The sequence below is a fragment of the Pseudomonas sp. SWRI154 genome, from assembly GCF_014268645.1.
GTDB lineage: Bacteria > Pseudomonadota > Gammaproteobacteria > Pseudomonadales > Pseudomonadaceae > Aquipseudomonas > Aquipseudomonas marvdashtae.
Genome location: NZ_JABWQW010000001.1, coordinates 322,279 through 345,381 on the forward strand (window position 1 = coordinate 322,279; position 23,103 = coordinate 345,381).

The window sequence follows — 23,103 nt, forward strand, 5'->3', positions numbered from 1 at the left end:
AAGTTATCGAGCACCCTTTTTTGCATGACTGGCGTCGGATCGGTTGAATGAACAGGATCTTGAAATGTTGAAAGTCTCTTCGTTACCTGCCGATGATCAATCTTGCGGGTGGTATCACTTGAGCAAGGGGCGCCAGATCAGGCCCGCCCATCAAGGCCATGGCAGCGCCCGTTGGGCCATTGTCGGTGCCGGCTTCACAGGGCTTGCCGCCGCCCGTCAACTCGCCACTCACTTCCCCGACGATCAGATCGTGTTGATCGACGCCCAGGAAGTGGGCTTTGGAACTTCCGGTCGTAATGCCGGGTTCGCTATCGACCTGCCACATGACATCGCCGCTGAGGATTACATTGGCGATATCGCCACGGCCAAAACAACGCTGAAACTTAATCTCAGTGGTTTGGGTTATTTAAAAGAGTTGGTTGAACGCCACGGCATCGATTGCCAAATGAAACATTGCGGCAAATACCAGGCCGCCGTTGAACCACGAGGCATCGCCGTCCTGGAGGCCTACCGCCGCGGACTCGATAAACTCGATCAGCCCTACCAGATGATCGAGGCCAGCGAACTGCCCGAACATATCGGCACGCATTTCTACCGCAAAGCGTTATTTACGCCGGGGACGTCTTTGCTTCAGCCCTCGGCGCTGGTCAAAGGCTTGGCCGACAGCCTCCCCAGTAACGTGACCTTATATGAAAACACTGCGATCACCCATGTGGAATACGGCACCAAGACGGTACTCAAGCACGCCGCGGGTTCAATCACCGCCGACAAACTGATCCTGACCAATAATGCCTTTGGCATGAGTTTCGGATTCCTGAAGGGCCGCATGCTACCGGTGTTCACCTATGCCAGCCTGACCCGCCCCATGACCGAGCAAGAACAAGCTCGCCTCGGTGGCCGGCCTTATTGGGGTGTCATTCCTGCGGATCCATTCGGTACCACGGTACGTCGCACACCGGATAACCGTCTTTTGATCCGTAATAGTTTCAGTTTTAACCCGGACGGCCGCAGCGATTCAAAATACTTGAAACGTTTTGTCGCCCGGCACCAGGCATCTTTCGAGCAGCGCTTTCCCATGCTGCCTGACATGAACTTCGAATATACCTGGGGCGGCGCACTGGCTCTTTCACGGAACCATATGGGGTATTTCGGCGAACTTTCACCTAACGTCTATGGGGCACTGTGCTGCAACGGACTAGGTGTTACCCGCGGGACGGCGACCGGCAAACTATTGGCTGATTGGCTGGCTGGAGAACACTCCGAGCTCATTGATTTCGTCTTGAAATCACCCGGCCCCTGCCCTAACCCACCCGCACCGCTGGTTTCAGCAGGCGTCAATATAAGTTTGCGCTGGGGGCAATACCGAGCGGGTAAAGAAAGTTGATCCGGCCCGACAAACTTGAAGAACTTGAAGTCGTTCATTCGACTTTCAACACGCGGCCTCCCTTGGTTTAAAAATTGGCTGCGCTGGCTCTATCGAGCTGGCGCCGCTTGATAGGCAGTGACACTAACTGGAGCGAGATCAATGAAATTCGAAGGCATTTACACACCGGCCGTTACGCCGCTGACCTCTGACGGCAGTATCGATAAGACCGCCTTCGCCGAAGTCCTGGAGTATCTGGTCGACTCCAGGGTGCACGGCATCATAATCGGCGGCTCAACCGGCGAATATTATGCCCACACCGCTCAGGAGCGTTTCGACCTGGCCGCCCAGGCCAAGGACGTCCTGCGCGGTCGTCTGCCGTTGATCGTCGGTACCGGCGCCATCCGCACTGAAGACTCGGTCGCCTACGCCGAAGCGGCGAAGGCCATCAAGGCCGATGCGTTGTTGGTTGGCTCGCCACCCTATGCACTGCCGACGCAAAAAGAGATCGCCCTGCATGTCAAGGCGGTGGACCGCGCCGCCGGCCTCCCCATCATGCTTTACAACTATCCAGGCCGCATGAGCGTGAGCATGGGCGAGGAATTCCTTGATGAAGTCCGCGATGTGCAAAACATCGTCGCCATCAAGGAAAGCTCCGGTGACATGGCCCAGATGCACCGTTTGGCCTGCAAATACCCGCACATCGCCCTGTCTTGCGGCTGGGACGATCAAGCCCTGGAGTTTTTCGCCTGGGGCGCCCGCAGTTGGGTGTGTGCCGGTTCCAATTTCATCCCCCGCGAGCACGTCGCGCTGTATGAGGCCTGCGTGGTCGAGAAAGACTTCGACAAAGGCCGCCGCATCATGGCGGCGATGATGCCGCTGATGGACTTTCTGGAAGGCGGAAAGTTTGTCCAGTCCATCAAGTACGGGTGTGAACTGAACGGCTTGCGCACCGGTGGCCTGCGCGCCCCCCTGCACGGCCTGGACCTTGAGGAAAAGCAGGCGCTGCAAGGCGTCGTCACCGAGCTCAAGCGCAACATCGCGCAGATAACTGGAGGTGCCTGAAATGGCTGATTTACTGAGCAAAGAACAGTACGCGGCCATCGCCGCCCAGTTGCAGTTTCCTACCCAGGCGTTCATCAACGGCGAGTTCCGTGATGCCCTCTCTGGCAAAACTTTCATCACGACGAACCCGGCCACCGGTGAACAGCTTGCAGAGATCGCGGCGTGCGATAGCCGTGACGTCGATGTTGCCGTGGCGGCTGCCAAGCAAGCCTTCGAGGATGGTCGCTGGCACAAGCTCTCGCCCGGCGCACGCAAGCAGGTGCTCCTGCGTTTCGCCCAGTTACTGGAAGACAACGCCCACGAGCTCGCCGTGCTGGAAAGCCTGGACAGCGGCAAGCCGGTCAGCGAATGCCAGAACGTCGATGTGCCCGACACGATCCATACCCTGCGCTGGCATGCGGAGTTGATCGACAAGGTATACGACAGCACCGCGCCGACCGGTCACGGTGCGGTCACCTTGGTGGTGCGCGAAGCGATCGGTGTCGTCGGCCTGGTCCTGCCGTGGAATTTCCCACTGTTGATGCTGGCCTGGAAGATTGGTCCGTCCTTGGCCGCCGGCTGTTCCATCGTGGTCAAACCGGCCAAGGAAACCACCCTGACGGCGCTGCGTGTTGCCGAGCTGGCCCATCAGGCCGGTATTCCGCCAGGCGTATTCAACATCACCCCTGGCGGCGGCCGGGAGGCGGGCGAGCCAATCGGTCGGCACATGGATGTGGCGATGGTCAGCTTCACCGGTTCTACCGACACGGGCCGGTTGTTCCTCAAATACGCGTCCGAGTCGAACCTCAAGCGCGTCGTGCTGGAACTGGGGGGTAAAAACCCCGCCGTGGTAATGAATGACTGCGAAGACCTGGATCAGGTTGCCCAGTATGTGACGGCCGGCGCGTTCTGGAACATGGGCGAGAACTGCTCGGCCTCCTCACGGCTGATCGTCCATCAAGACGTCAAGGATGAGCTGCTGCAACTGATCGGCAAGCATCTGCGCGATTGGAAAATGGGTGACCCGCTGGATCCCGAAAATCGCCTCGGCGCCATGATCAGCAAAACCCATTTCGACAAAGTCCGTTCTTATCTGGAATACGCCGCCGAGCAGAAACTCAATGTGATGCAAGGTGGCGAGACCGAGTCCGGCGTGTTCGTACAGCCAACGATCATCGACGGCGTCGAACGTGACAGTCGCCTGTTTATCGAGGAGATCTTCGGGCCGGTACTCAGCGTGACCAGCTTCAGCACGATCGACGAAGCCATCGAGCTTGCCAATGACACGGTCTACGGCCTGGCGGCATCCGCCTATACCGGCAGCCTGCGTAACGCCTTGCGCCTGTCGCGGGAGATTCGCGCGGGCGTGGTCACGGTCAACTGTTTCGGTGAGGGCGACGCCTCCACGCCGTTCGGCGGCTACAAGGAGTCTGGCTTTGGCGGACGCGACAAATCCGTCTGGGCCCACGATCAGTACACCGAGCTGAAAACTATCTGGATCGATGCTTCGTAACCTGATCGAGCACGGGCAGTACTGACAGCGTTCAGCACACCGGTCACCGCTCCACGCAAGCGGTGATCGGCTTAGGTGTCCAAGCGTATGGATCCCACCATGACCACTTCACCTTTTCCAGTTCCAGCCAATGCACGGCGCATCGACCCCGCCAGGCAGCGCGCGACCGCATTAAAAAAAGACGGCTCCGTCAATGACAACGACCGTGTCGAAATCGGCCCCACTCCCCTGGCTTTTTCCGAGTGGGAGAGCTTGGGCCTGGAGCCGCCCCATTTACCTACCTTGCGTACGTACCGATTGCAACGGATCGTGGATCAATTGGTCGCCCGTGACCTGGGCGGCATTCTGTTATTCGACCCACTGAATATCCGCTACGCGACCGATACCACCAACATGCAGCTGTGGACGACGCATAACCCCGCACGGGCATGCTTCGTCGCCGCCAGCGGGCATGTTGTTTTGTGGGATTTCCATGGCTGCGATCACCTTTCCGCCCACCTGCCACTGGTTACCGAGTTGCGCAGCGGCGCATCGTTTTTCTTTTTCGAGACCGGTGAGCACACGGATCGGCATGCCAGGCATTTCGCCGCGCAAATCGACGAGTTGCTGCGCCAACACGCCGGAGCCAACCGCCGGCTTGCGGTCGATCGAATCGAAGTCGCCGGCGTGCGCGCATTGGATGCCCTGGCGATCGAGCTTTGCAGCGGCCAGGAAGTCACCGAGTTCGCGCGCATGATCAAGGGCCCTGATGAAATCAAGGCGATGCGCTGCGCAGTGGCTTCGTGCGAAGCCGCAGTGGCCGAAATGCACCGGGCAATGCGTGCCGGCGCGACCGAAAACGATGTCTGGGCCGCTTTGCACTCCGGCAATATCCGCCGCGGAGGCGAATGGATCGAGACGCGCATCCTCAGTTCCGGTCCTCGCACCAACCCCTGGTTCCAGGAGTCTGGCCCACGGGTGTTGAGCGACGGCGACCTGCTGTCCTTCGACACGGATCTGATCGGCACCTACGGCATGTGCGTGGACATGTCCCGCAGCTGGATCTGTGGGGGACTGGAACCTACGGCCGAACAGAAGCGCCTGTACCGGATCGCCCATGACCATATCGTCCATAACACCGAGTTGATCAAGCCGGGCGTACGCTTCACCGAGCTGACCGCCAAGGCGCACCGGCTGCCCGAACCGTGCCGGGCCCAACGCTATGGCGTGCTTTATCACGGCGTCGGCCTGTGTGATGAATACCCGAGCATTCGCTACCCAGAGGATTTGGAATCCTACGGATACGAGGGCGAACTGCAGCCGGGCATGACCCTGTGCGTAGAGGCGTACGTGGGCGAGGTGGGCGGACGGGATGGCATCAAACTGGAGAACCAATTGCTGGTGACCCAGACCGGTTATGAGTTACTCACCCACTACCCTTTCGATGAGAGTTTCCTGCGGGATACGAAGCACACGTCATGAACCCGATGATTGAGCCCCAGAAAACATCGAGCGTGGGATTCCTGCTGCTCGATAACTTTTCCCTGACCTGTTTCACTCATTGCCTGGACGTGCTGGTCACCGCCAACCTGATTCAGCCCGGCTCGATAAGAATCCATACCTTCAGTCGCAACGACTCTGAAGTGATCAGCGACCTGGCAATCCCCATCAGGCCGGACACACCGTTGACCGACATCAGGATCGCGGCGCTGGACTTGATGATTGTCTGCGGCGGGCTACGCACGCCGAGGGTACTTCCCGGTGGGCTGGTAACGCTGCTGACCAAGCTGGCGAACCTGCCCATTGCGCTCGGCGGGTTATGGAACGGCGCCTGGTACTTGGGCAAGGCCGGACTGCTGGATGGTTACCGATGCGCTATTCATGCCGAACAACGAATGGCCCTGTCAGAGTGTTCGCCGAAGACCACCGTGACGCTCGATACAGTAGTGTTCGACAGGGACCGATTCACGGCATCAAACCCTGCCGGCGCGTTTCAGATCATGATGAAGTGGCTTTACGCTGCCCTCGACCAGAAAGTCGCGGATGCGGTGTTTGACCTGCTGGACCATGAATCTCGATTCCGTACCTCGGCAAAGGTGCTGGACCGCAAAGTCAGTGCATCCCTGCGAGAAGTCATTGCATTGATGGAGTGTAATCTTGAAGAACCACTGGGCCTGGATCTGCTCGCCCAATGCGTTCAACTTTCCAAGCGCCAGATCCAACGTCTGTTTCGAAAACAAATCAATATGTCTCCCCAACGGTACTATCTGGAACTTCGGCTGACCGAAGCACGGCGCCTGCTGCAGAACTCCAGGTTGACCGTCACTGACGTCGCCATTGCCTGCGGTTTCGTCTCCACCCCTCACTTCAGCAAGTGCTACAGCACGCTCTTCGGTTGTCCGCCCTCAAAGGAAAGTCGTTACGAAATATAGCGTCGGCCGATGAGGCGCCAGGCTTCACGGCGCAATCTCGCCTGTTGCACGAAGGCTACCGATTTCCCCCGTTTGCGACTGCCAAGGCATATTCGTTCGATGCATCCGATGCCCTTCACCAAGGGCATCGGATGGCAACACAACTATCGGACAGCGGCCATCACCGGGCCGGTGTCGCAGAAGCCGTCTGGCTGCCGAACATCGCTTCGAAACGAGGCTTGTTGGCGGCGTAGTACTCGGCAACGACCTTGTCTGCCGAACTGTCACGGGCGCTCGCCATCAACTTCTCAAGGTCGGCCTTGGGGATCTTGAAGTTGGCGAAGAACCGGGCGACATCGGGATGCTCGGCGCTGAAGCCTTTGCGGGCGACGGCGTGAATCTGCTCGGCGCCACCGAATATCTGCTTGGGATCATCCAGATAGCGCAACGGCCATTTGGCGAACATCCAGTGCGGGCTCCAGGCGTTGACCAACGACCACTTGTCACGCTTGAGGTTGCGATCCAGCTCGCTCAACATGCCGGACTCTGAAGAGGCGACCATCTTGTAGCCTTCGAGCTTGTATTCCTTGATGGCCTTTTCCGTCAGTTTGTACTGACCATTGCCCACTTCCGAGGTAAGGATCTTGCCGCCGAGTTTTTCCCGCACTTCAGGTTTGTTGAGGTCTTCGACACTGGCGATCTCGCTGGTAGGAATGGACGTAGGCACCGCCATGCCGATCCGACCTTCATACAGCACGCCGAGGTCTTCGAGTTTGTCCTTGTACTTGTCATAAAACGACTTGTGAGTGCTCGGCAGCCAAACCATCGGGATCAGGTCGATATTGCCGTTGGCCAAGGCCTGGAACTGAATGCCAATATCGGCGAGCACCAATTTGACCGGTTGCTTCAAGTGGTCGCGCAATGCTGTATCGGCCAGCTTTACCGCTATTTCCGTATCCGACCAATTCACCCAACCGATACGAATGGGCGTGGGTTCCTCGGCGTGGGCGATCAGACTGCCACAGGCCAATGCAAGGCCCGCAAACCAGCCGATAAAAGTTTTATTGGATAACGTCATCATGTGCATCTCCGCAGACTGTATTAATAGTTATTGGCAGGGCAGTAGAAGCATTCATTTCCCATCGCGACCGCGCACGGCCATGGGTAAGTTCTAATTATGAAAATCACGGCTATCGAGTGTGGCCTACCCTCCTCCGCCCGTTGGCGGGTTGAATCTTTCAAGGTTGTCGATAAACCCGTGGCGAGGGAGCTTGCTCCCTCGCCACGGGTTCGTCGTTTAACGTCTTGAATTCACAATGCCTTTTCGAGCGCCGGCAGTGCTTCGAACAAGTCCGCCACCAGCATGTAATCCGCCACTTGCGCAATCGGCGCCTCAGCGTCCTGGTTGATCGCGACGATGACCTTTGAACCACTCATGCCCGCCAGATGCTGAATGGCCCCGCTGATACCAGCGGCGATATAAAGCTCTGGCGCGACGATTTTGCCGGTCTGCCCAACCTGCAAATCGTTGGGCGCAAACCCCGAATCCACAGCAGCCCGGGAGGCCCCTACGGCGCCGCCGAGCTTGTCGGCCACGCGTTCGATCAGGGCGAAATTCTCTTTGCTCTGCATGCCGCGGCCACCGGACACGACGACGCGGGCGCTCGCCAGGTCGGGCCTTTCGCTGACGGTCAGTTGTTCACTGACGAAGCGCACGTTGCTTGCACTTTGCCCGCCCTCCACCGCCAGCACTTCACAGGGATGCTCACGGGATAAGGCCTGGGCGAACGCCGAAGCGCGAACCGTCAGCAACTTGATCGGATCAAGGGACTGGACCGTGGCGATCGCATTGCCGGCGTAAATGGGACGCTGGAAGGTGTCCGCCGAAACGATGTAGGTGACGTCGGACAGCATGCCGACATCCAGGCTGGCCGCGACCCTCGGCAGCAGATTGCGCCCCATGCTGCTGGCGTCGGCAACGACGTGCGTATACCCCTCGGCCACCAGCGAAGTCATCAGCGGTTGGACATTTTCCGCCAGGGCGTTTTCGAACATCGTCCCTTGTGCGAGCAGCACCCGGTCCAGGCCCTGGGCCAATGCTGCCTGTTGCGCTACCGTCGCCGCATCCGCCCCGCCCATCACCAGCAAATCCGTCTCGGCACCCAGCGCAATGGCGGCGGTCACGGCACTCCATGTACCTGCCGTCAATTGACCTGCACTGTGCTCGGCGATCACCAATGTGCGCATCAAATCACCCCCGCAACGTTCTTCAGTTTATCCACCAGCTCGGCCACCGAACTGACGTTGATTCCCGCTTTGCGCACCGCAGGCGGGACAACCCCTAATAATCGAGCGTGTTCCTTCACGCTCGCGCCCAAGGTGTCGGCGGCAATGACTTCAAGCGGTTTTTTCTTGGCTTTCATGATGTTCGGCAACGACGCGTAGCGCGGCTGGTTCAGGCGCAAGTCGCAAGTCACCACGGCCGGCATTTCAAGCGCGACCACCTGGCTGCCACCGTCGACTTCACGTTCGACGATCCATTGCCCGTCGACCAGATTGATTGCAGAGGCGTAAGTGGCCTGACCGCTGCCGATCAACTGCGCGACCATTTGCCCGACCTGGTTGTTCTCCTGGTCGATGGCCTGTTTGCCGAACAGGATCAGTTGCGGCTTTTGCTGATCGATCACTTTGCTCAGGTACTTGGCGACGTTGAGTGGCTCGAGTGGCGCATTCGTCTCCACCAGCAGCGCCCGGTCCGCACCGAGTGCCAATGCCGTGCGCAGTTGTTCCTGGGCGGCTGAAGTGCCCACCGAGACCACAACCACTTCGGATGCCAGCCCTTTCTCCTTGAGGCGAATCGCCTCTTCCACCGCGATCTCGCAGAACGGGTTCAAGGCCATCTTCACGCCATTGAGCTCGACGTCTGAACCGTCAGCTTTCACCCGGACTTTCACATTCGGGTCGATGGCACGCTTTACCGCAACGAGCACTTTCATGGCCGCCTCGCACTCTGGATGTATGCCTGGGGTGACCGGCTGGACGACCTGGAGCACCCCTGTTTCGACTGGATGGTAATCCTGGTTTTTCCGCCACGCAAGAAAAATGTACACCTGTGTCTCAATCGTTGACACACATGAACATTCAATCTACCGTTATGTCAAAACCAAGCCTGATGTTTTGTTCCCGGAGCAACACCATGTCCAGCGATCCTCTCCTGCAGCCCTACAAGATCAAGCACCTGACCCTCAAGAATCGGATCATGACCACGTCCCATGAGCCGGCATACCCAGTCGACGGGATGCCTAAGGATCTGTACCGCGCTTATCACGTCGAACGGGCGAAAGCCGGCGTTGCGCTGACCATGACCGCGGGCTCCGCTGCGGTTTCACGGGACAGCCCGCCGGTGTTCAACAACGTGCTGGCGTACAAGGACGAAGTGGTCAAATGGATGAAGGACCTCACCGACGAATGCCACGAACACGGCGCGGCGGTGATGATCCAACTGACCCACCTGGGCAGGCGCACCCGCTGGGACAAGGCTGACTGGCTGCCGGTCGTCTCGCCGTCCCATCGCCGCGAAGCGTCTCACCGGGCCTTTCCGAAAAAGATGGAAGACTGGGACATCGATCGGATCGTCAAGGATTACGTGGACGCCGCCGAACGCATGAAGGCCGCCGGTCTCGATGGCTTGGAACTGCAGGCGTACGGACACCTCATGGATCAATTCTGGTCGCCACTGACCAACGATCTGGATGGCCCTTACGGTGGTTCGCTGGAAAACCGCATGCGCTTCACCTTCGAGGTGTTGCGCGGTATCCGCCAGCGCTGCGGTGAGGATTTCCTGCTCGGGGTGCGCTACACCGGTGACGAAGACCTGCCCGGCGGCTTTGGCGCCAGCGACGGCCTGCAGATTTCCCACATGCTCAAGGACAGCGGCCTGGTGGACTTCCTCAACGTCGTTCGCGGGCACATCGATACCGATGCCGGCCTCACCGACGTGATTCCGATCCAAGGCATGCGCAACTCGCCGCACCTGGATTTCGCCGGCGAGATTCGCTCCGCTACGGGCTTCCCGACATTCCATGCGGCCAAGATTCCGGACGTTGCCACGGCGCGGCACGCCATCGCCTCCGGCAAGGTCGACATGATCGGCATGACCCGCGCGCACATGACCGACCCGCACATCGTGCGCAAGATCATCGAAAAACGTGAAGAGGAAATCCGCCCATGCGTGGGCGCCAATTACTGCCTTGACCGCATCTACCAGGGCGGCGCCGCGTATTGCATCCACAACGCCGCCACCGGGCGCGAAACCACCATGCCCCACGACATCCCCAAGGCAGCGGTCAAGCGCAAGGTGGTGGTGATCGGCACCGGCCCGGCGGGCCTGGAGGCGGCACGGGTGGCCGGCGAACGTGGCCACCAGGTCACGGTGTTCGAAGTCGCGGATCAACCAGGTGGGCAGATCCGCTTGACCGCGCAGAGCGAGCGGCGGCGCGAGATGATCAGCATCATCGACTGGCGCATGACGCAATGCGAACGGTTGGGCGTGAAATTCCAGTTCAACACCTGGGCCGAAGCCGACACGGTCATGGCCGAGGAACCTGACGTGGTGATCGTCGCCACGGGCGGCCTACCCCACACCGAGGTGCTCAAGCACGGCAACGAACTGGTGGTGTCGACCTGGGACATCATTTCCGGCGACATCAAGCCTGGCCAGAACGTGCTGATTTTCGACGACGCGGGTGACCATGCGGCGCTGCAAGCGGCGGAAGTGATTGCCAACAGCGGCGCAAAACTGGAAATCGTCACGCCAGACCGGTCATTTGCGCCGGAGGTGATGGCGATGAACCTGGTGCCGTACATGCGCAGCCTGCAGGACCTGGACGTCACTTTCACTGTCACCTATCGGGTTGACTCCGTGGAGAAACGCGACGGTCGCCTGGTGGTCAATTTCGGCAGCGACTACGGGCAGGTGCACAAGCAGCGCGTGGTCGATCAGGTGGTGGTCAACCACGGCACCCTGCCCCTGGACGACCTGTATTTCGAATTGCGCCCGCATTCGAGCAACAACGGTGCGGTCGAACAACACGATCTGATTGCCGGGAAAACCCAGAATATCGTGACCAACCCCGAAGGCCGTTTCCAGTTGTTCCGGATCGGCGACGCGGTGTCGGCGCGCAATACCCATGCGGCGATCTACGATGCGTTGCGGCTGGTGAAAGACATTTGAAGTCGCGCCCTTGATCCCAGGGATCAGGGGCATTTTTTTATGCGCTGGTGAAGGGCTTCGTTTTATCAGGCTTGAAGCCCCTTGCGAGCCACGCTGGCACCTGCCTGCAACGCCCTTGCGACCTGCTCCTCAAAATGCCCCTCGGTCATCGCCAGCAAGGCCGCGGCCGTTACACCACGGTAGGCGACCAAAGCGTCGATCATTTGCTGGGCGTCGCGGCTCGCCAGCAATTGACTGTTGTTGATTACGACATTTTTCGCGGCGAGCTGTGCGATGTCGCCAGGGATGCCGGCTGCCGTCGCCTGATTGGCCAACGCGGTCATCAGCAAGGCCGGAAAGGCCGGACCGGTGCCCGAGAGTGCGGACAAGTAATCAATGAAGTCCTCCTCCTGAACCTCAGCTGCCGTACCCACGCATTCGAACAATCGCTGCACAAGGCTTTTCGTTGTCGCCTCGACCCCGCCCGAACAATACCAAGGCGTAAACGACTGGCCGATCTCCACCGCCGCGTTGGGCATCGCCCGTACGACTGCTGAAGCCGAGGTCTGTGCAGTAATCGACTGCACCGTGATTCCGGCCATCAACGAGATCAGTGTTTTGCCCGTCGCATCGATGCCCAGACTGGCGAAATGCTCAGGGCGCACCGCGATGATCACGACGTCGCTGCGATCCACCAGGTCCTGATTGTCCGTGACCAGGCGAGCGCCTTGTTGCGCCAACGGGTGGTTTCCCGAGCGATTGGAGATCATCAGGTTTCCCGCCGGCACCAGCCCCTTCGCCAAGGTCGCCTTGGCAATCGCACCGCCCAACCAGCCGGTTCCGCCAATGATTCCCAGGGTCTCATTGATCATCGGTGTTTCCTTCGAACGTGTCCGCCAAAGGAACAAAGACTCCCGGCTCCTTTTCGGCATAGCCGAATTTGCCGTAGAACCGGTCCAGCTCACGTTGCTTGGGAACCTTGCCGGTAAAAATACTGACGTAATGGGGAATGCGCTGGAAACGCACCGTGATCAGCTCAGTGGTGTTCATGGTGATGTAGCCGATCTGCGTCAGGTAGATTGTTCGGGCCCGTGCGTCGGCGCCCTGGCTGTCGTAGCCAAAGCGCTTGAACATGTTCGCCAGGGCGCTCATTCGCTGCTCGTCCACCACCGCGACCTCTCGAGCCACTTCAGCGGACTGAAGCGCCCAACTGCGCACGGCGAATTCGAACTGCGAGTCGAACAGTTGGGGATTGAGCCAGCATTCGAAGACATTCAGGATCGCTTCGGAAATGCTCTCGGCATAGCTTTCGCTTTGCCGGATCAAGCCACCCGTATTGGTTTCCCGCCAGCGCGACAGCAAGGCCGCGAGCAGCTGTTCGCGGTCTTCGAAAAACCAATAGAAACTGGTGCGTGACAAACCCAGGCGCTTGGCCAATGGCATGACCCTGACCGCGTCGATGCCGGATTCTTTCAAAGCCTCGTAGGCCGCTTCCAGCCACCCTTCGGGCGACCCTCGCCAACCTGCGTCCTGGGCCTTGCCACGTGCCTTCCCTACCTGGGGCATCCTGCGTCACCTTGTGAAAAAACCTTCGACGAATGTACTCGGATGCCTCCTGAATGTACACCTGAGTACAGTTGCTTGACTCATCGCTAATTCTCCCGCCTGCGCCCTCAATCCATTAATGAGAAAAACTCATGACTCGGTGACTTTAAATGGTTTGTCGGCGTGGCACGCCTGGATAAGTATTCGCTCCAGGCACATCCAAACAATAACGAGCCGGCCTATGTGGATTCCACAAGAAAAACTTCCCCTGGGTGAGTACATCGCCCGATATGTCGATTGGCTGACCCAGCATGGCGCCAGCGTATTCGATGCTATCTCGCTGGCGCTGTCCGGAGTCATCACGGTGTTTACCAGCGCCCTGCTCTGGTTCAACCCGCTGGCGCTGATCGGGCTATTCGGCTTGCTCGCCTTCGGCATCCAACGCAAGGTCAGCCTGACGCTCTTCGTCGTCCTCTCGTTTTTGTTGATCCTCAATCTGGGTTACTGGCAAGAAACCATGGAGACCCTCGCCCAGGTGACCTTCGCCACGCTGATGTGCGTCATCATCGGCGTGCCGCTGGGCATCGTCGCGGCGCACCGTCCCTGGTTCTACGCAGCCCTGCGGCCGATTCTCGACCTGATGCAGACCGTGCCCACGTTCGTCTACCTGATCCCGACGCTGACCCTGTTCGGCCTCGGCGTGGTTCCAGGGTTGATCTCCACGGTGGTCTTCGCCATCGCCGCGCCAATCCGCCTGACCTACCTGGGGATTTGCGACGTCCCGAACGAGTTGATGGACGCCGGCAAGGCCTTCGGTTGCTCACGCCGCCAACTGCTGGCCCGCATCGAACTGCCCCATGCGATGCCAAGCATCGCCGCCGGCATCACCCAATGCATCATGTTGTCGCTGTCCATGGTGGTGATCGCCGCACTGGTCGGTGCCGATGGCCTTGGCAAACCAGTCGTCAACGCGCTGAACACCGCCGATATCGCCATGGGTTTCGAAGCAGGCCTGGCTATCGTGCTGCTGGCCATCACCCTCGATCGCATCTGCAAACAGCGCGAAAGCGTGAAGAGAGGTGACGCATGAGCATCATTCGTTTTGAAGACGTCGACGTCATCTTCGCCAATCGCCCCAAGCCCGCGCTGGATCTGCTCGACCAAGGCTTTTCCCGCCCGGACATCCTGCACAAGACCGGCCTGATCGTCGGCGTGGAAAAGGCCAACCTGGCTATTAACAAAGGTGAAATCTGCGTGCTGATGGGGCTCTCAGGCTCCGGCAAATCGAGCCTGCTGCGCTGCATCAATGGCCTGAACACGGTCAGCCGCGGCAAGTTGTTCGTCGAGCATCAAGGCACGCAGATCAACCTCGCCGCCTGCACTGCGGCCGAACTGAAGATGATGCGCACCCAACGCATCGCCATGGTGTTCCAGAAGTTTGCCTTGATGCCCTGGTTGACGGTGCGCGAAAACATCGGTTTCGGCCTGGAGATGCAGGGTCGTCCTGAGCAGGAACGGCGCAAGCTGGTGGATGAGAAACTCGAGCTGGTGGGCCTGACCCAGTGGCGCAACAAAAAGCCGGAGGAGCTTTCAGGCGGCATGCAACAGCGGGTCGGCCTGGCCCGAGCCCTGGCGATGGATGCCGATATCCTGTTGATGGACGAGCCCTTCTCCGCCCTCGACCCGCTGATACGCCAAGGCCTGCAGGACGAGTTGCTCGACCTGCAGCGCAAGTTGCACAAGACCATCGTATTCGTCAGCCATGACCTGGATGAGGCACTCAAGCTGGGGACACGTATCGCGATCATGAAGGATGGCAAGATTATCCAGTACAGCCAGCCCGAAGAGATCGTGCTGAACCCGGCCGATGACTACGTGCGCAACTTCGTCGCCCACACCAATCCATTGAATGTGCTGTGTGCGAAAAGCTTGATGACGCCGTTGGGCCAGTGCGTGCTTGCCCGCGGTGAATATTGCCTGGATACCGTGCAAAACCTCTGGATGATCCTCGACCCGTCCCAACGCTTGGCCAGCATCCGCCGCGGGGCCACGGCTGTGCCAGTGCAGCATTGCAATGGCACCAAGGGATGCGAGCCCCTGCACCGCCGAGTCACATCGGTACCGCCGGATATCAGCATGCGCGACGCCCTTCGGATTCGCTATGAAAGTGGCCATCCACTGATCGTACTCGATGAAAAACAGCGGGTCGTGGGGGTCTTGGGCGACGGCGAACTGTATCGCGCGCTGCTCGGACATGACCTGTCGCGAGCGGTTTTATCCGAGCCGCTACAAGAGCCTTCAGTGGCTTGAACAAACAATGTCGAACCGGCTTTCGCAGCACTGTTTTTTCCGAACAACCGACCATCAGGTTTGAGTGAGAACGACGATGAACCCCACCCTGAAAACCCATCGTGAACTTCTGGCCGACCGCCACCCGGGCCACGGCATGCCTGGCGGTCTATTCGGACGGCAGGACATTTTTGAAACCGACGTCGATATCTTTTTCACCCGGCATTGGATCCTGGTGGGCGTCACCAGCGACATCGCTGAACCCGGTGATGTCTCGACCATCGACATTGGCAAGTCCTCGATCATCCTGGTACGCGATGACGACGAACATGTGCAGGCATTCCGAAATGTCTGCCGGCATCGGGGAGCGCGGCTGAAACAGGTCGGCAAGTCGACGGTGGGCATGCTGGTCTGCCCGTACCATCAATGGAGCTACGACCTGGATGGCACCCTGAAACATGCCGCGCACATGGGCAAGGACTTCGACCCGGGCTGCAAAAGCCTGATCCCTGTCCATACCCGCGTGGTCGGTACCCATGTCTTCGTTTGCCTGAATGACGAGCCGCCAGAAGACATCCTGTACCTGGACCAGGTCATGACACCGCGCTTCGCTCAATACGACCTTACCCGTTCGAAAATTGCCTACGAATCGGAGATCATCGAGAACGGCAACTGGAAACTGGTGATCGAGAACAATCGCGAGTGTTACCACTGCGCCGCCACCCATCCTGAACTGACTGCATCCTTCCTGCCCGAAGACTTCGGTTTTTGCACCGATGGGCTGGGGGAGGATTCACTCCTGGCGCTCCAGGAATATCACCAGCGCAATGCCGATACCAAGCAAGACTGGGAAGACCAAGGCTATCTCTGTGAGGCCGTCGAACACCTGGGCGAGGACGCGATCACGCAGTTCCGCTCGCAACGATTGGCCATCGCGGGCAACGGCGAATCCCAGACTCTCGATACTCGCGTGGCGTGCTCCCGGTTGCTGGGTGACCTCACCCGCCGCGACCTGGGCGACATGCATCTGTGGACGCACAATTCCTGGACGCACATCATGAGCGACCATGCCGTCGTGTCCTACATCATCCCGCTGGCGCCCGACAAAACCCTGGTGCGCACCAAGTGGCTGGTGCATGCCGACGCGATCGAGGGCGTGGACTATCAGTTGGATAAACTGATCGAAGTCTGGGCCGCGACAAACCTCCAGGATGCCAGTCTCGTTGGCATCACCCACAGCGGAACCCAGGACCCCGCCTACACGCCAGGACCGTTCTCGGCCTTCACGGAAACCTATGTCGAGCAGTTTTCCCGCTGGTACGCGGCGCGTCTGGCCGCCCATGGCGTGTGAGGAATGAACATGACGATCTACGAAACCCTGACGCGCCCTGAGCAAAGCCATGCGGTCCAGCGCTTCACCGACCCCGCGACCTGGGCGACGTCCGGCGCGCAGTGGAACAGCGCGCAACAGAAAACCTTGCAATGTTGCGCCGTCCGACAAGAAACCCATGACGTAAAGACTTTCATCTTTCGATGTGCGGATTTCAGCGCATTGAGTTTCGAGCCCGGTCAATTCATCACGGTCTCGCCAGTCATTGGCGGGCAGACCATCGCCCGTTGCTACACCTTGTCATCCTCTCCCACCCGCCCGTTCGCCTTCTCGATTACCGTCAAGCGCGTGCCCGGCGGAACAGTCTCGAACTGGCTGCACGACCAGCTAAAACCGGGAGACAGCCTGCGCGCATCCGGTCCGGCCGGTAGCTTCACGCCGGTTGGCCATCCCGCGGCCAAATTGTTGTACCTGTCCGCAGGCTCCGGCGTGACCCCTTTGATGTCGATGACACGGGCCGCCTGCGACATGGCCGGCAACCTCGATATCGTTTTTGTGCACAGCGCCCGTACCCCGACCGACATCATCTTCCACGGGGAACTGACGCGAATGCAGGCCAACATGCCGGGGTTGCGGGTTATCAACATATGCGAAGAACTCGGCGACATGGTTAACTGGCAACAGCCTGTAGGTCGACTCGATTTGTCTTTGTTGAACCAGCAGGTGCCCGATTTCAAGATGCGCGAAGTCTTTACCTGCGGGCCTCGAGGGTACATGGACGCGGTCAGATCTGTGCTCAGCGAAGCAGCGTTCGATTTCGATCACTACCATCAGGAAAGCTTCGACATTGCTACGCTGAACGATGAACCGTCGATAGCGCAGGCCGCTTCAATTGCGTCACAACCAACGTTCTCGGTAACCCTGTCGCGTTCCGGCAGGACCTTCAGCATGCCGGGCAATCAGACCGTGCTGGCCGCGGCCAAAAAAGCCGGCGCGATTGTGCCTTCCTCCTGCAGCCAGGGCGTTTGCGGCACCTGCAAGACTGCCCTGCTGGAGGGTACGGTCGAGATGAACCACAATGGCGGGATCCGGCAACGGGAAATCGACAAGGGCCTACGCTTGCTGTGCTGCAGCAAGCCTACGTCCGACTTGGTCATCGATCTTTAGCTTGTTGCATCATCAAGAGGTAGCTTGCGCAGACGGGCTTCAGCACAATCGGCGTGCGCTTGACTCATAAGGCAGTGACCACCTGATGAAACTGCAACCCTTGCCGCCTCTCAACAGCCTGGTGGCGTTCGAAGCCGCCGCGCGACACCTGAGTTTCACCATGGCGGCCCGTGAACTGAACGTCACCCAGGGCGCCATCAGCCGCCAGATACGCTTGCTCGAGGATTATCTGGGCACGGCGCTTTTCACCCGCTCGACACGTGAAATCAACCTCACCGCTTCGGGCGGCCAATACTACGAGAGTATCCGCGACACGCTGCAACAGATCGCCCACGCCACCGCGGGAATCCGGCACTGGCAAGGCGCGCAGCAAGTGACCGTTGTCACCAGCACGGCAATGGCTTCGCTGTGGCTGGTGCCGCTGGTAACGGAGTTCCAGCGCCAGAACGAGGAGATCGATCTGCGCATTATCGCGACCGACCAAGTGCAAGACTTTTCCCGACTCGATTGTGATCTGGCGCTCTATTACTGCAGCACGCCGCCTAAAAACATGAAAGTCACGCCGTTGTTCAATGAAGAGATTTTCCCGGTGTGCAGCCCCGCCTATTTAGCGCAACACCCAAGGATTGAGACGCTGGAACAATTGAGCGGATGCACCTGGCTGTGGCTGGAAGACCAGCATCGGGACTGGATTGGCTGGAAGGAATGGTTCCGACGCCTCGGCCATCAAGCGCCAGAACCTCGGCGGCGCATCAACATCAACAGCTATTCGATGCTGATCCAGTCGGCGCTGGCAGGCCAAGGGATCGCCCTGGCCTGGTCGGGGCTGCTCAGCAACCATTTGCAAACCGGCAACCTCGTGCGGCCGACGCACGCCATCCTGCGCACCGACGCACAATTCTGCTTGCTGGAACCCCAGGGCCGGACGCCGAACCGACAGAGTGTCAATCGCTTCCGCGAATGGCTGATAGCGCACCTGGCCCAGGCGGATGACACCTGAGCCGTCTGCGCCGATCAATTAACCTCAAAAACCAGCACCGGCGGCCGATACCCATGACAAGACCCCAGTGAGCTGGGTGGCTGGATGACGATGGGGATCGTAATGACTGAAATTTATCTGCTGATAGCGAACGGCTCGGAGCAGGGCGAGCCCTATGTCCTGGGTTGGTTCGATGACAGAAACAAAGCCAGGGAAGTGGCCGAGCAGAAAGAATGGGAGGCTTATCGGGCCCGCTTGAAGGCGGAGCATCCCTGGTCAAGCTATAAACCACCGGCGCCGGACAAGACCGAATATCGGCGCTATTGGATCAAGACCATATCAAAATTCGAACATGTCTCTGTTCCGAGGTCCCTGGCGCTTCACTGAACGGCGCCTTCCCTCTCACATCTTCGTAGCGATTGACGCCAGAAAATTTACCGAACCGAGCACGCTCGCCAGGGGTCTAGAAGATCAAGCCCATCTGATGAGAGCGTTCTTATGTTGAAGTTTCTTGGTGGTACCGTTGGGATCATCTTTCTGATCGGCCTGATCGTGGTCATCGCCCTGTTCAAGTTCATCTTCTGATTGGACTGCGGTAGGCATTGGCCCTACCGCTTGTCTTCTGACATTGGCAAGGACGCCAGGATGCGGGCACGGCAGACCTCGAGTATTTCATTTGCCAACGGAGCGTCGTCCGGGCAGGCTCGCGACAGCATCAGCGCGCCGACGGCCTGTGCGAGAAGACTGATCATGTCCGCCCGCCCTTCTCCGTCGGCCGCTTGCGGCCCGGCGTCGTGCTTTTCTTCAAGTGCAGCCAGGGTGCTTTCCACGCCGCTGGCGAACGTGGCCTTCAACCCGTCGGATTGACGCGCCGCATCACCGCACAACGCCGCCAGGGTGCAACCATTGCCCCGCGCATCACGGTGCTCCTTGGAGACATACATCTGGAAGAACTCAGCCACATCCATCTCGCCAGCGCCTGCCAGCGATCGCGAAAGGCTGTTCGCGGCCGCTTCAGCCATCAGGTCGGTTTTCGAACCGAAATGTTTGTAGAAACCGCCATGGGTGAAGCCGGCGGCAGCCATCAGATCCGCCACACCTATACCGTCAAAGCCACGCTCGCGAAACAACACCGAAGCCGTCTCGACGATGTGCTCCCGGTTTGCCTGGGCCTGGGCCTTGGTCACTCTCATGTTTGTTACCTCGTAGCCGTTCGAATCATGCCTGCATCATACATAGATGCCGGTCGTAATCATATTCATTGACAGCTTAGATTCTGATCATCATCCTAAGGCACCAACGCAACGCTGTCCTCGAACCCTTGAAGAGACTCACCTCATGACCACTCCCACAACCGTTCTCATCACCGGCGCTTCCACCGGTATCGGTGCTGTCTATGCCAAGCGCTTCGCGCAACGCGGGCACAACCTGGTGCTGGTTGCCCGCGACAACACGCGACTGCAAGCCTTGGCGACCGCGCTGCGCAACGAACACAGCGTCAATGTCGATGTGCTCCAGGCCGACCTGACCCAAACCGGCGATCTGCACACCGTCGAGGCGCGCCTGCGTGACGACGCCAGCATCGGGATCCTGATCAACAACGCTGGAGCCGCCCAATCCGGCAGTTTCATCGAACAGACCACCGACAGCGTCGCGCACCTCGTTTCGCTCAACACCACCGCATTGGTTCGACTGGCCAGCGCCATCGCCCCACGCTTGGCGCACGCCGGCGACGGCGCGATCGTCAACATCGGCTCAGTGGTCGGCCTGGCGCCGGAGTTCGGCATGACGGTCTACGGTGCGACCAAGGCATTCGTGCTGTTTCTCTCCCAAGGGCTCAGCCTGGAGCTTTCGCCCAAGGGTGTCTACGTACAAGCCGTTCTACCCGCCGCCACCCGTACCGAAATCTGGGACCGCGCGGGCATCGACATCAACACCCTCAGCGAAATCATGGAAGTCGGCGACCTGGTCGATGCCGCATTGGTCGGATTCGATCGCCGCGAACCAGTGACCATCCCGCCATTGCAGGACGGCGCTCAATGGGACGCCTTGCAGGCTGCGCGGCAAGGGTTGTTGGCGCAAATCAAGCAGTCGACGGTGGCCGAGCGGTATCGGGGCTTTATTCGTTAATCGAATGGCTACGACGTGAACAATGCGCTTTCCATGACAACAGATTGTCCCTGCCCATCCACAGCTGAAGACAGGATGCACTATCATGAGCTCGCGCTCATGATGCGCATCTCTGACGCAGCGCCGGGACACCGTACACATGAGAGATCTGCCGCCAACCGCTACATTGCGTGCCTTTGAAGCAGCCACCCGGCACGCGACCTTTACCGCTGCCGCCGACGAGCTGCACGTTACCCAAAGCGCCGTGAGTCACCAGCTCAAGCATCTGGAAGCGCTTTGGGGATTGCAGTTGTTCGAGCGTGGCAAATCATTAAGCCTCACGGCGGCGGGGGCTACGCTGGCGCCCATCGTTCGGGAGTTCTTCATGAGTCTTGAGGCGTCCCTGGCCGATCTGCGCGAGCAAAAAGGTCGGGTCCGACTCGAAGTCAGCACCACGTATTCCTTCGCTCTGAAATGGCTGCTGCCGCGTTTGCCGAATCTTTCCCGCCAGCATCCTGAGCTATTGGTTTCGCTGGACACCACGGACAAGATCATCCATTTCTCCAACGCACAGGCCGACGTCGCGATCCGGCTCGGCAAGGGCCGTTACCCCGGGCTCTTCTCGCAATACCTGTTCGGCGAGCAGGTGTTTCCGGTGGCGAGCCCCGATCTGCTGCAGCGCTTCGGGACACCGCGCAGTCCTGCCGAATTGTTGCATTACCCGCTGCTGACCCGAGACGGTGCCGAGCTCGTGCCGAAATGGGAGGCTTGGTTCGAAAAGGTCGGGCTGGAATTTTTGCCGCTCAAGGAAAGCGTCAGGTTTGGCGACACCAACATGACGGTCGAGGCAGCCTTGCTCGGCCAGGGCGTTGCCTTGGTGCGCAGCGGGCATGTTCAAACTGAAATCAGCGATGGCCGTCTGGTGCGGCTGTTCGATGTGCCGTTCCCCTCACCGCTTGCCTACTATTTCGTTTGTCCAAAAGGCATCGAATCGCAGCCACACATCGTCAGTTTTCGCCAGTGGTTGATGAGTGAGGCACTGAAAGTCCAACGCTCTTATGAGTAAGGCATGAACATCCATTCATGAAGCAATGAGGAGACTTCGCTGTAGGCCGGGCGCTGGTTTGCATAACATCGGTGCATGCCTATCCACATCGTTCTCCTGGTTCTTTTCGCCGCACTCCTGCATGCCAGCTGGAATGCACTGCTGCGCGGTGGCGCAGATCGCCTATGGTCGATGACGATGATGTGCATCGCTGTCGCCATCGCCAGTGTCGTTGCCGCGGCGTTCATGCAGCCACCGGCGCCCGCCAGCTGGGGCTATGCGCTGCTTTCGGCGCTGCTGCACGTCGGCTACAACCTGTTTCTGGTGCGCAGCTATCGGGTCGGCGACCTGGGGCAGGTCTATCCGATATCCCGTGGATCGTCACCGGTGTTGATCACTCTGGGCGCCGCCATCTTCGCCGGAGAAACCATCGCCCCTGGTACGTTATTCGGTATCGCACTGGTGTCAGGCGGGATCATCTCGCTGGCTTTCAGGGGGCGCAAACTGTCGGTTCCCAGCCTTCCCTATGCGCTCGGGACTGGCTACTTCATTGCAGCCTACAGCGTCACCGACGGTATTGGCGCCAGGCTTTCCGGCGCGCCGCTCTCCTACACCGTATGGATGTGCGCGTTGTGGGGCGTGCTGATGCCTGTGGTGTACATCGGTCTGCGCGACGCTCGCAGCTTATTCTCCGTCCGGCCCGGCATGTTGACCGCCCTGGCTGGCGGGCTGGTTTCTTTGCTGGCCTATGGAATCGTCATCTACGCCATGAACGCAGCGCCCTTGGGCGCGGTATCGGCGTTGCGCGAAACCAGCGTGCTGTTCGCAGCATTGATCGGCTACCTGTTCCTCGGCGAGACACTCACCACCCGACGCCTCCTGGCGTGCGCCGTGATCGCCAGCGGCATCCTCATCATCGGCTGATACAGCCAACTGCCTTCCATTGGCCCGACTCTCTGCGCCCAGCAGGCGGTGAAGCGCATGTCCTATCGGCACAACGGTCCGGGCGGCGTGGTGATCAACATCTCTTCGGCATCGGCGCGCCTCGGCAGCCCCAATGAATATGTCGACTATGCGGACGGGCGGCAAATGAATGGACGGCCAAGCTGGCGAGATC

Annotated in this window: 22 protein-coding genes and 1 pseudogene; 17 read left to right on the forward strand and 6 right to left on the reverse strand. The window is 59.4% G+C overall.

Annotated features, from left to right (window positions below; translation table 11 throughout):
• Window positions 1-64 precede the first annotated feature (64 nt).
• The 5 genes from HU806_RS01380 to HU806_RS01400 all read left to right on the forward strand — a co-directional run bounded on the left by HU806_RS01380 (window position 65) and on the right by HU806_RS01400 (window position 6,331).
• Window positions 65-1,384 carry an NAD(P)/FAD-dependent oxidoreductase gene (locus tag HU806_RS01380; protein ID WP_186609376.1) on the forward strand — a complete coding sequence of 440 codons (1,320 nt, stop codon included), beginning with the start codon at window positions 65-67 and terminating at the stop codon, window positions 1,382-1,384.
• Window positions 1,385-1,525: 141 nt separating this feature from the next.
• Window positions 1,526-2,428, forward strand: a complete 903-nt coding sequence (locus tag HU806_RS01385) for a dihydrodipicolinate synthase family protein (protein WP_186609378.1) — start codon at window positions 1,526-1,528, stop codon at window positions 2,426-2,428.
• Between the two features lies 1 nt (window position 2,429).
• Window positions 2,430-3,920: an aldehyde dehydrogenase gene (locus tag HU806_RS01390; RefSeq protein ID WP_186609380.1), complete on the forward strand. Its 1,491-nt coding sequence runs from the start codon at window positions 2,430-2,432 to the stop codon at window positions 3,918-3,920.
• 99 nt (window positions 3,921-4,019) lie between these two features.
• A complete protein-coding gene (gene dddP, locus HU806_RS01395; RefSeq protein WP_186609382.1) occupies window positions 4,020-5,381 on the forward strand; it encodes a dimethylsulfonioproprionate lyase DddP in 1,362 nt (453 codons plus the stop codon).
• The gene (locus HU806_RS01400) at window positions 5,378-6,331 is read left to right on the forward strand and encodes a GlxA family transcriptional regulator (protein WP_186609384.1); all 954 of its coding nucleotides are present in this window, start codon (window positions 5,378-5,380) and stop codon (window positions 6,329-6,331) included. The genes dddP and HU806_RS01400 overlap by 4 nt, the downstream gene beginning before the upstream one ends.
• A 160-nt stretch (window positions 6,332-6,491) precedes the next feature.
• On the opposite strand, the gene HU806_RS01405 is transcribed toward HU806_RS01400, so the two are convergent.
• The 3 genes from HU806_RS01405 to HU806_RS01415 all read right to left on the reverse strand — a co-directional run bounded on the left by HU806_RS01405 (window position 6,492) and on the right by HU806_RS01415 (window position 9,306).
• Window positions 6,492-7,391 carry a glycine betaine ABC transporter substrate-binding protein gene (locus tag HU806_RS01405; protein WP_186609386.1) on the reverse strand — a complete coding sequence of 300 codons (900 nt, stop codon included), beginning with the start codon at window positions 7,389-7,391 and terminating at the stop codon, window positions 6,492-6,494.
• A gap of 230 nt (window positions 7,392-7,621) precedes the next feature.
• Window positions 7,622-8,557, reverse strand: a complete 936-nt coding sequence (locus tag HU806_RS01410) for an electron transfer flavoprotein subunit alpha/FixB family protein (protein WP_186609388.1) — start codon at window positions 8,555-8,557, stop codon at window positions 7,622-7,624.
• Window positions 8,557-9,306 carry an electron transfer flavoprotein subunit beta/FixA family protein gene (locus tag HU806_RS01415; RefSeq protein WP_186609390.1) on the reverse strand — a complete coding sequence of 250 codons (750 nt, stop codon included), beginning with the start codon at window positions 9,304-9,306 and terminating at the stop codon, window positions 8,557-8,559. The genes HU806_RS01410 and HU806_RS01415 overlap by 1 nt, the downstream gene beginning before the upstream one ends.
• Before the next feature lie 200 nt (window positions 9,307-9,506).
• On the opposite strand from HU806_RS01415, the gene HU806_RS01420 reads away from it, so the two are divergent.
• Window positions 9,507-11,543: an NADH:flavin oxidoreductase gene (locus HU806_RS01420; protein WP_186609391.1), complete on the forward strand. Its 2,037-nt coding sequence runs from the start codon at window positions 9,507-9,509 to the stop codon at window positions 11,541-11,543.
• Window positions 11,544-11,608: 65 nt separating this feature from the next.
• On the opposite strand, the gene HU806_RS01425 is transcribed toward HU806_RS01420, so the two are convergent.
• A complete protein-coding gene (locus tag HU806_RS01425) occupies window positions 11,609-12,394 on the reverse strand; it encodes a pyrroline-5-carboxylate reductase family protein (RefSeq protein ID WP_186609392.1) in 786 nt (261 codons plus the stop codon).
• On the reverse strand, window positions 12,384-13,088 hold the full coding sequence (locus HU806_RS01430; RefSeq protein WP_186609393.1) for a TetR/AcrR family transcriptional regulator: 705 nt from the start codon (window positions 13,086-13,088) through the stop codon (window positions 12,384-12,386). Before HU806_RS01430 ends, HU806_RS01425 begins: the two co-directional genes overlap by 11 nt.
• A gap of 220 nt (window positions 13,089-13,308) precedes the next feature.
• On the opposite strand from HU806_RS01430, the gene choW reads away from it, so the two are divergent.
• The 7 genes from choW to HU806_RS26780 all read left to right on the forward strand — a co-directional run bounded on the left by choW (window position 13,309) and on the right by HU806_RS26780 (window position 19,417).
• A complete protein-coding gene (gene choW / locus HU806_RS01435) occupies window positions 13,309-14,157 on the forward strand; it encodes a choline ABC transporter permease subunit (RefSeq protein WP_186609397.1) in 849 nt (282 codons plus the stop codon).
• Window positions 14,154-15,377 carry a choline ABC transporter ATP-binding protein gene (gene choV / locus HU806_RS01440; protein WP_186609399.1) on the forward strand — a complete coding sequence of 408 codons (1,224 nt, stop codon included), beginning with the start codon at window positions 14,154-14,156 and terminating at the stop codon, window positions 15,375-15,377. The genes choW and choV overlap by 4 nt, the downstream gene beginning before the upstream one ends.
• Before the next feature lie 76 nt (window positions 15,378-15,453).
• The gene (locus tag HU806_RS01445; protein WP_186609401.1) at window positions 15,454-16,707 is read left to right on the forward strand and encodes an aromatic ring-hydroxylating oxygenase subunit alpha; all 1,254 of its coding nucleotides are present in this window, start codon (window positions 15,454-15,456) and stop codon (window positions 16,705-16,707) included.
• Window positions 16,708-16,716: 9 nt separating this feature from the next.
• Entirely contained in the window at window positions 16,717-17,853 is a 1,137-nt protein-coding gene (locus HU806_RS01450) for an FAD-binding oxidoreductase (RefSeq protein ID WP_186609403.1), read from the forward strand.
• Between the two features lie 85 nt (window positions 17,854-17,938).
• Window positions 17,939-18,853 (forward strand): LysR substrate-binding domain-containing protein, encoded by a 915-nt coding sequence (locus tag HU806_RS01455; protein ID WP_186609405.1) that lies wholly within the window; start codon window positions 17,939-17,941, stop codon window positions 18,851-18,853.
• A gap of 102 nt (window positions 18,854-18,955) precedes the next feature.
• On the forward strand, window positions 18,956-19,219 hold the full coding sequence (locus HU806_RS01460) for a hypothetical protein (RefSeq protein ID WP_186609406.1): 264 nt from the start codon (window positions 18,956-18,958) through the stop codon (window positions 19,217-19,219).
• Between the two features lie 111 nt (window positions 19,220-19,330).
• Window positions 19,331-19,417, forward strand: coding sequence for a small membrane protein YohP (locus HU806_RS26780; RefSeq protein ID WP_442087941.1), 87 nt, complete (start codon window positions 19,331-19,333; stop codon window positions 19,415-19,417).
• Window positions 19,418-19,440: 23 nt separating this feature from the next.
• Here HU806_RS26780 and HU806_RS01465 read toward each other — a convergent pair whose 3' ends face one another.
• Window positions 19,441-20,025 (reverse strand): TetR family transcriptional regulator, encoded by a 585-nt coding sequence (locus HU806_RS01465; protein ID WP_186609408.1) that lies wholly within the window; start codon window positions 20,023-20,025, stop codon window positions 19,441-19,443.
• A gap of 145 nt (window positions 20,026-20,170) precedes the next feature.
• Between HU806_RS01465 and HU806_RS01470 the strand changes: the two genes are divergently transcribed.
• The 4 genes and pseudogenes from HU806_RS01470 to HU806_RS26415 form a co-directional block, all read left to right on the forward strand.
• A complete protein-coding gene (locus HU806_RS01470) occupies window positions 20,171-20,962 on the forward strand; it encodes an SDR family NAD(P)-dependent oxidoreductase (protein WP_186609410.1) in 792 nt (263 codons plus the stop codon).
• Between the two features lie 139 nt (window positions 20,963-21,101).
• Window positions 21,102-22,007 (forward strand): transcriptional regulator GcvA, encoded by a 906-nt coding sequence (gene gcvA, locus HU806_RS01475; protein ID WP_186609412.1) that lies wholly within the window; start codon window positions 21,102-21,104, stop codon window positions 22,005-22,007.
• Between the two features lie 75 nt (window positions 22,008-22,082).
• Window positions 22,083-22,910 carry an EamA family transporter gene (locus HU806_RS01480; protein ID WP_186609414.1) on the forward strand — a complete coding sequence of 276 codons (828 nt, stop codon included), beginning with the start codon at window positions 22,083-22,085 and terminating at the stop codon, window positions 22,908-22,910.
• Window positions 22,911-22,925: 15 nt separating this feature from the next.
• A pseudogene (locus tag HU806_RS26415) lies at window positions 22,926-23,063 on the forward strand (NAD(P)-dependent oxidoreductase); the annotation flags it as partial.
• Between the last annotated feature and the right edge of the window lie 40 nt (window positions 23,064-23,103).

Excerpts from the sequence above, each read along its gene's own strand:
- HU806_RS01445 (WP_186609401.1), top strand. The coding sequence starts at position 15,454 with ATGAACCCCACCCTGAAAACCCATCGTGAACTTCTGGCCGACCGCCAC.
- HU806_RS01470 (WP_186609410.1), top strand. The coding sequence starts at position 20,171 with ATGACCACTCCCACAACCGTTCTCATCACCGGCGCTTCCACCGGTATC.
- HU806_RS01415 (WP_186609390.1), bottom strand. The coding sequence starts at position 9,306 with ATGAAAGTGCTCGTTGCGGTAAAGCGTGCCATCGACCCGAATGTGAAA.
- HU806_RS01430 (WP_186609393.1), bottom strand. The coding sequence starts at position 13,088 with ATGCCCCAGGTAGGGAAGGCACGTGGCAAGGCCCAGGACGCAGGTTGG.
- HU806_RS26780 (WP_442087941.1), top strand. The coding sequence starts at position 19,331 with ATGTTGAAGTTTCTTGGTGGTACCGTTGGGATCATCTTTCTGATCGGC.
- HU806_RS01465 (WP_186609408.1), bottom strand. The coding sequence starts at position 20,025 with ATGAGAGTGACCAAGGCCCAGGCCCAGGCAAACCGGGAGCACATCGTC.
- dddP (WP_186609382.1), top strand. The coding sequence starts at position 4,020 with ATGACCACTTCACCTTTTCCAGTTCCAGCCAATGCACGGCGCATCGAC.
- HU806_RS01455 (WP_186609405.1), top strand. The coding sequence starts at position 17,939 with ATGAAACTGCAACCCTTGCCGCCTCTCAACAGCCTGGTGGCGTTCGAA.
- HU806_RS01385 (WP_186609378.1), top strand. The coding sequence starts at position 1,526 with ATGAAATTCGAAGGCATTTACACACCGGCCGTTACGCCGCTGACCTCT.
- HU806_RS01400 (WP_186609384.1), top strand. The coding sequence starts at position 5,378 with ATGAACCCGATGATTGAGCCCCAGAAAACATCGAGCGTGGGATTCCTG.
- HU806_RS01425 (WP_186609392.1), bottom strand. The coding sequence starts at position 12,394 with ATGATCAATGAGACCCTGGGAATCATTGGCGGAACCGGCTGGTTGGGC.
- gcvA (WP_186609412.1), top strand. The coding sequence starts at position 21,102 with ATGAGAGATCTGCCGCCAACCGCTACATTGCGTGCCTTTGAAGCAGCC.
- HU806_RS01460 (WP_186609406.1), top strand. The coding sequence starts at position 18,956 with ATGACTGAAATTTATCTGCTGATAGCGAACGGCTCGGAGCAGGGCGAG.
- HU806_RS01390 (WP_186609380.1), top strand. The coding sequence starts at position 2,430 with ATGGCTGATTTACTGAGCAAAGAACAGTACGCGGCCATCGCCGCCCAG.
- HU806_RS01420 (WP_186609391.1), top strand. The coding sequence starts at position 9,507 with ATGTCCAGCGATCCTCTCCTGCAGCCCTACAAGATCAAGCACCTGACC.
- choW (WP_186609397.1), top strand. The coding sequence starts at position 13,309 with ATGTGGATTCCACAAGAAAAACTTCCCCTGGGTGAGTACATCGCCCGA.
- HU806_RS01410 (WP_186609388.1), bottom strand. The coding sequence starts at position 8,557 with ATGCGCACATTGGTGATCGCCGAGCACAGTGCAGGTCAATTGACGGCA.
- choV (WP_186609399.1), top strand. The coding sequence starts at position 14,154 with ATGAGCATCATTCGTTTTGAAGACGTCGACGTCATCTTCGCCAATCGC.
- HU806_RS01480 (WP_186609414.1), top strand. The coding sequence starts at position 22,083 with ATGCCTATCCACATCGTTCTCCTGGTTCTTTTCGCCGCACTCCTGCAT.
- HU806_RS01380 (WP_186609376.1), top strand. The coding sequence starts at position 65 with ATGTTGAAAGTCTCTTCGTTACCTGCCGATGATCAATCTTGCGGGTGG.
- HU806_RS01405 (WP_186609386.1), bottom strand. The coding sequence starts at position 7,391 with ATGATGACGTTATCCAATAAAACTTTTATCGGCTGGTTTGCGGGCCTT.
- HU806_RS01450 (WP_186609403.1), top strand. The coding sequence starts at position 16,717 with ATGACGATCTACGAAACCCTGACGCGCCCTGAGCAAAGCCATGCGGTC.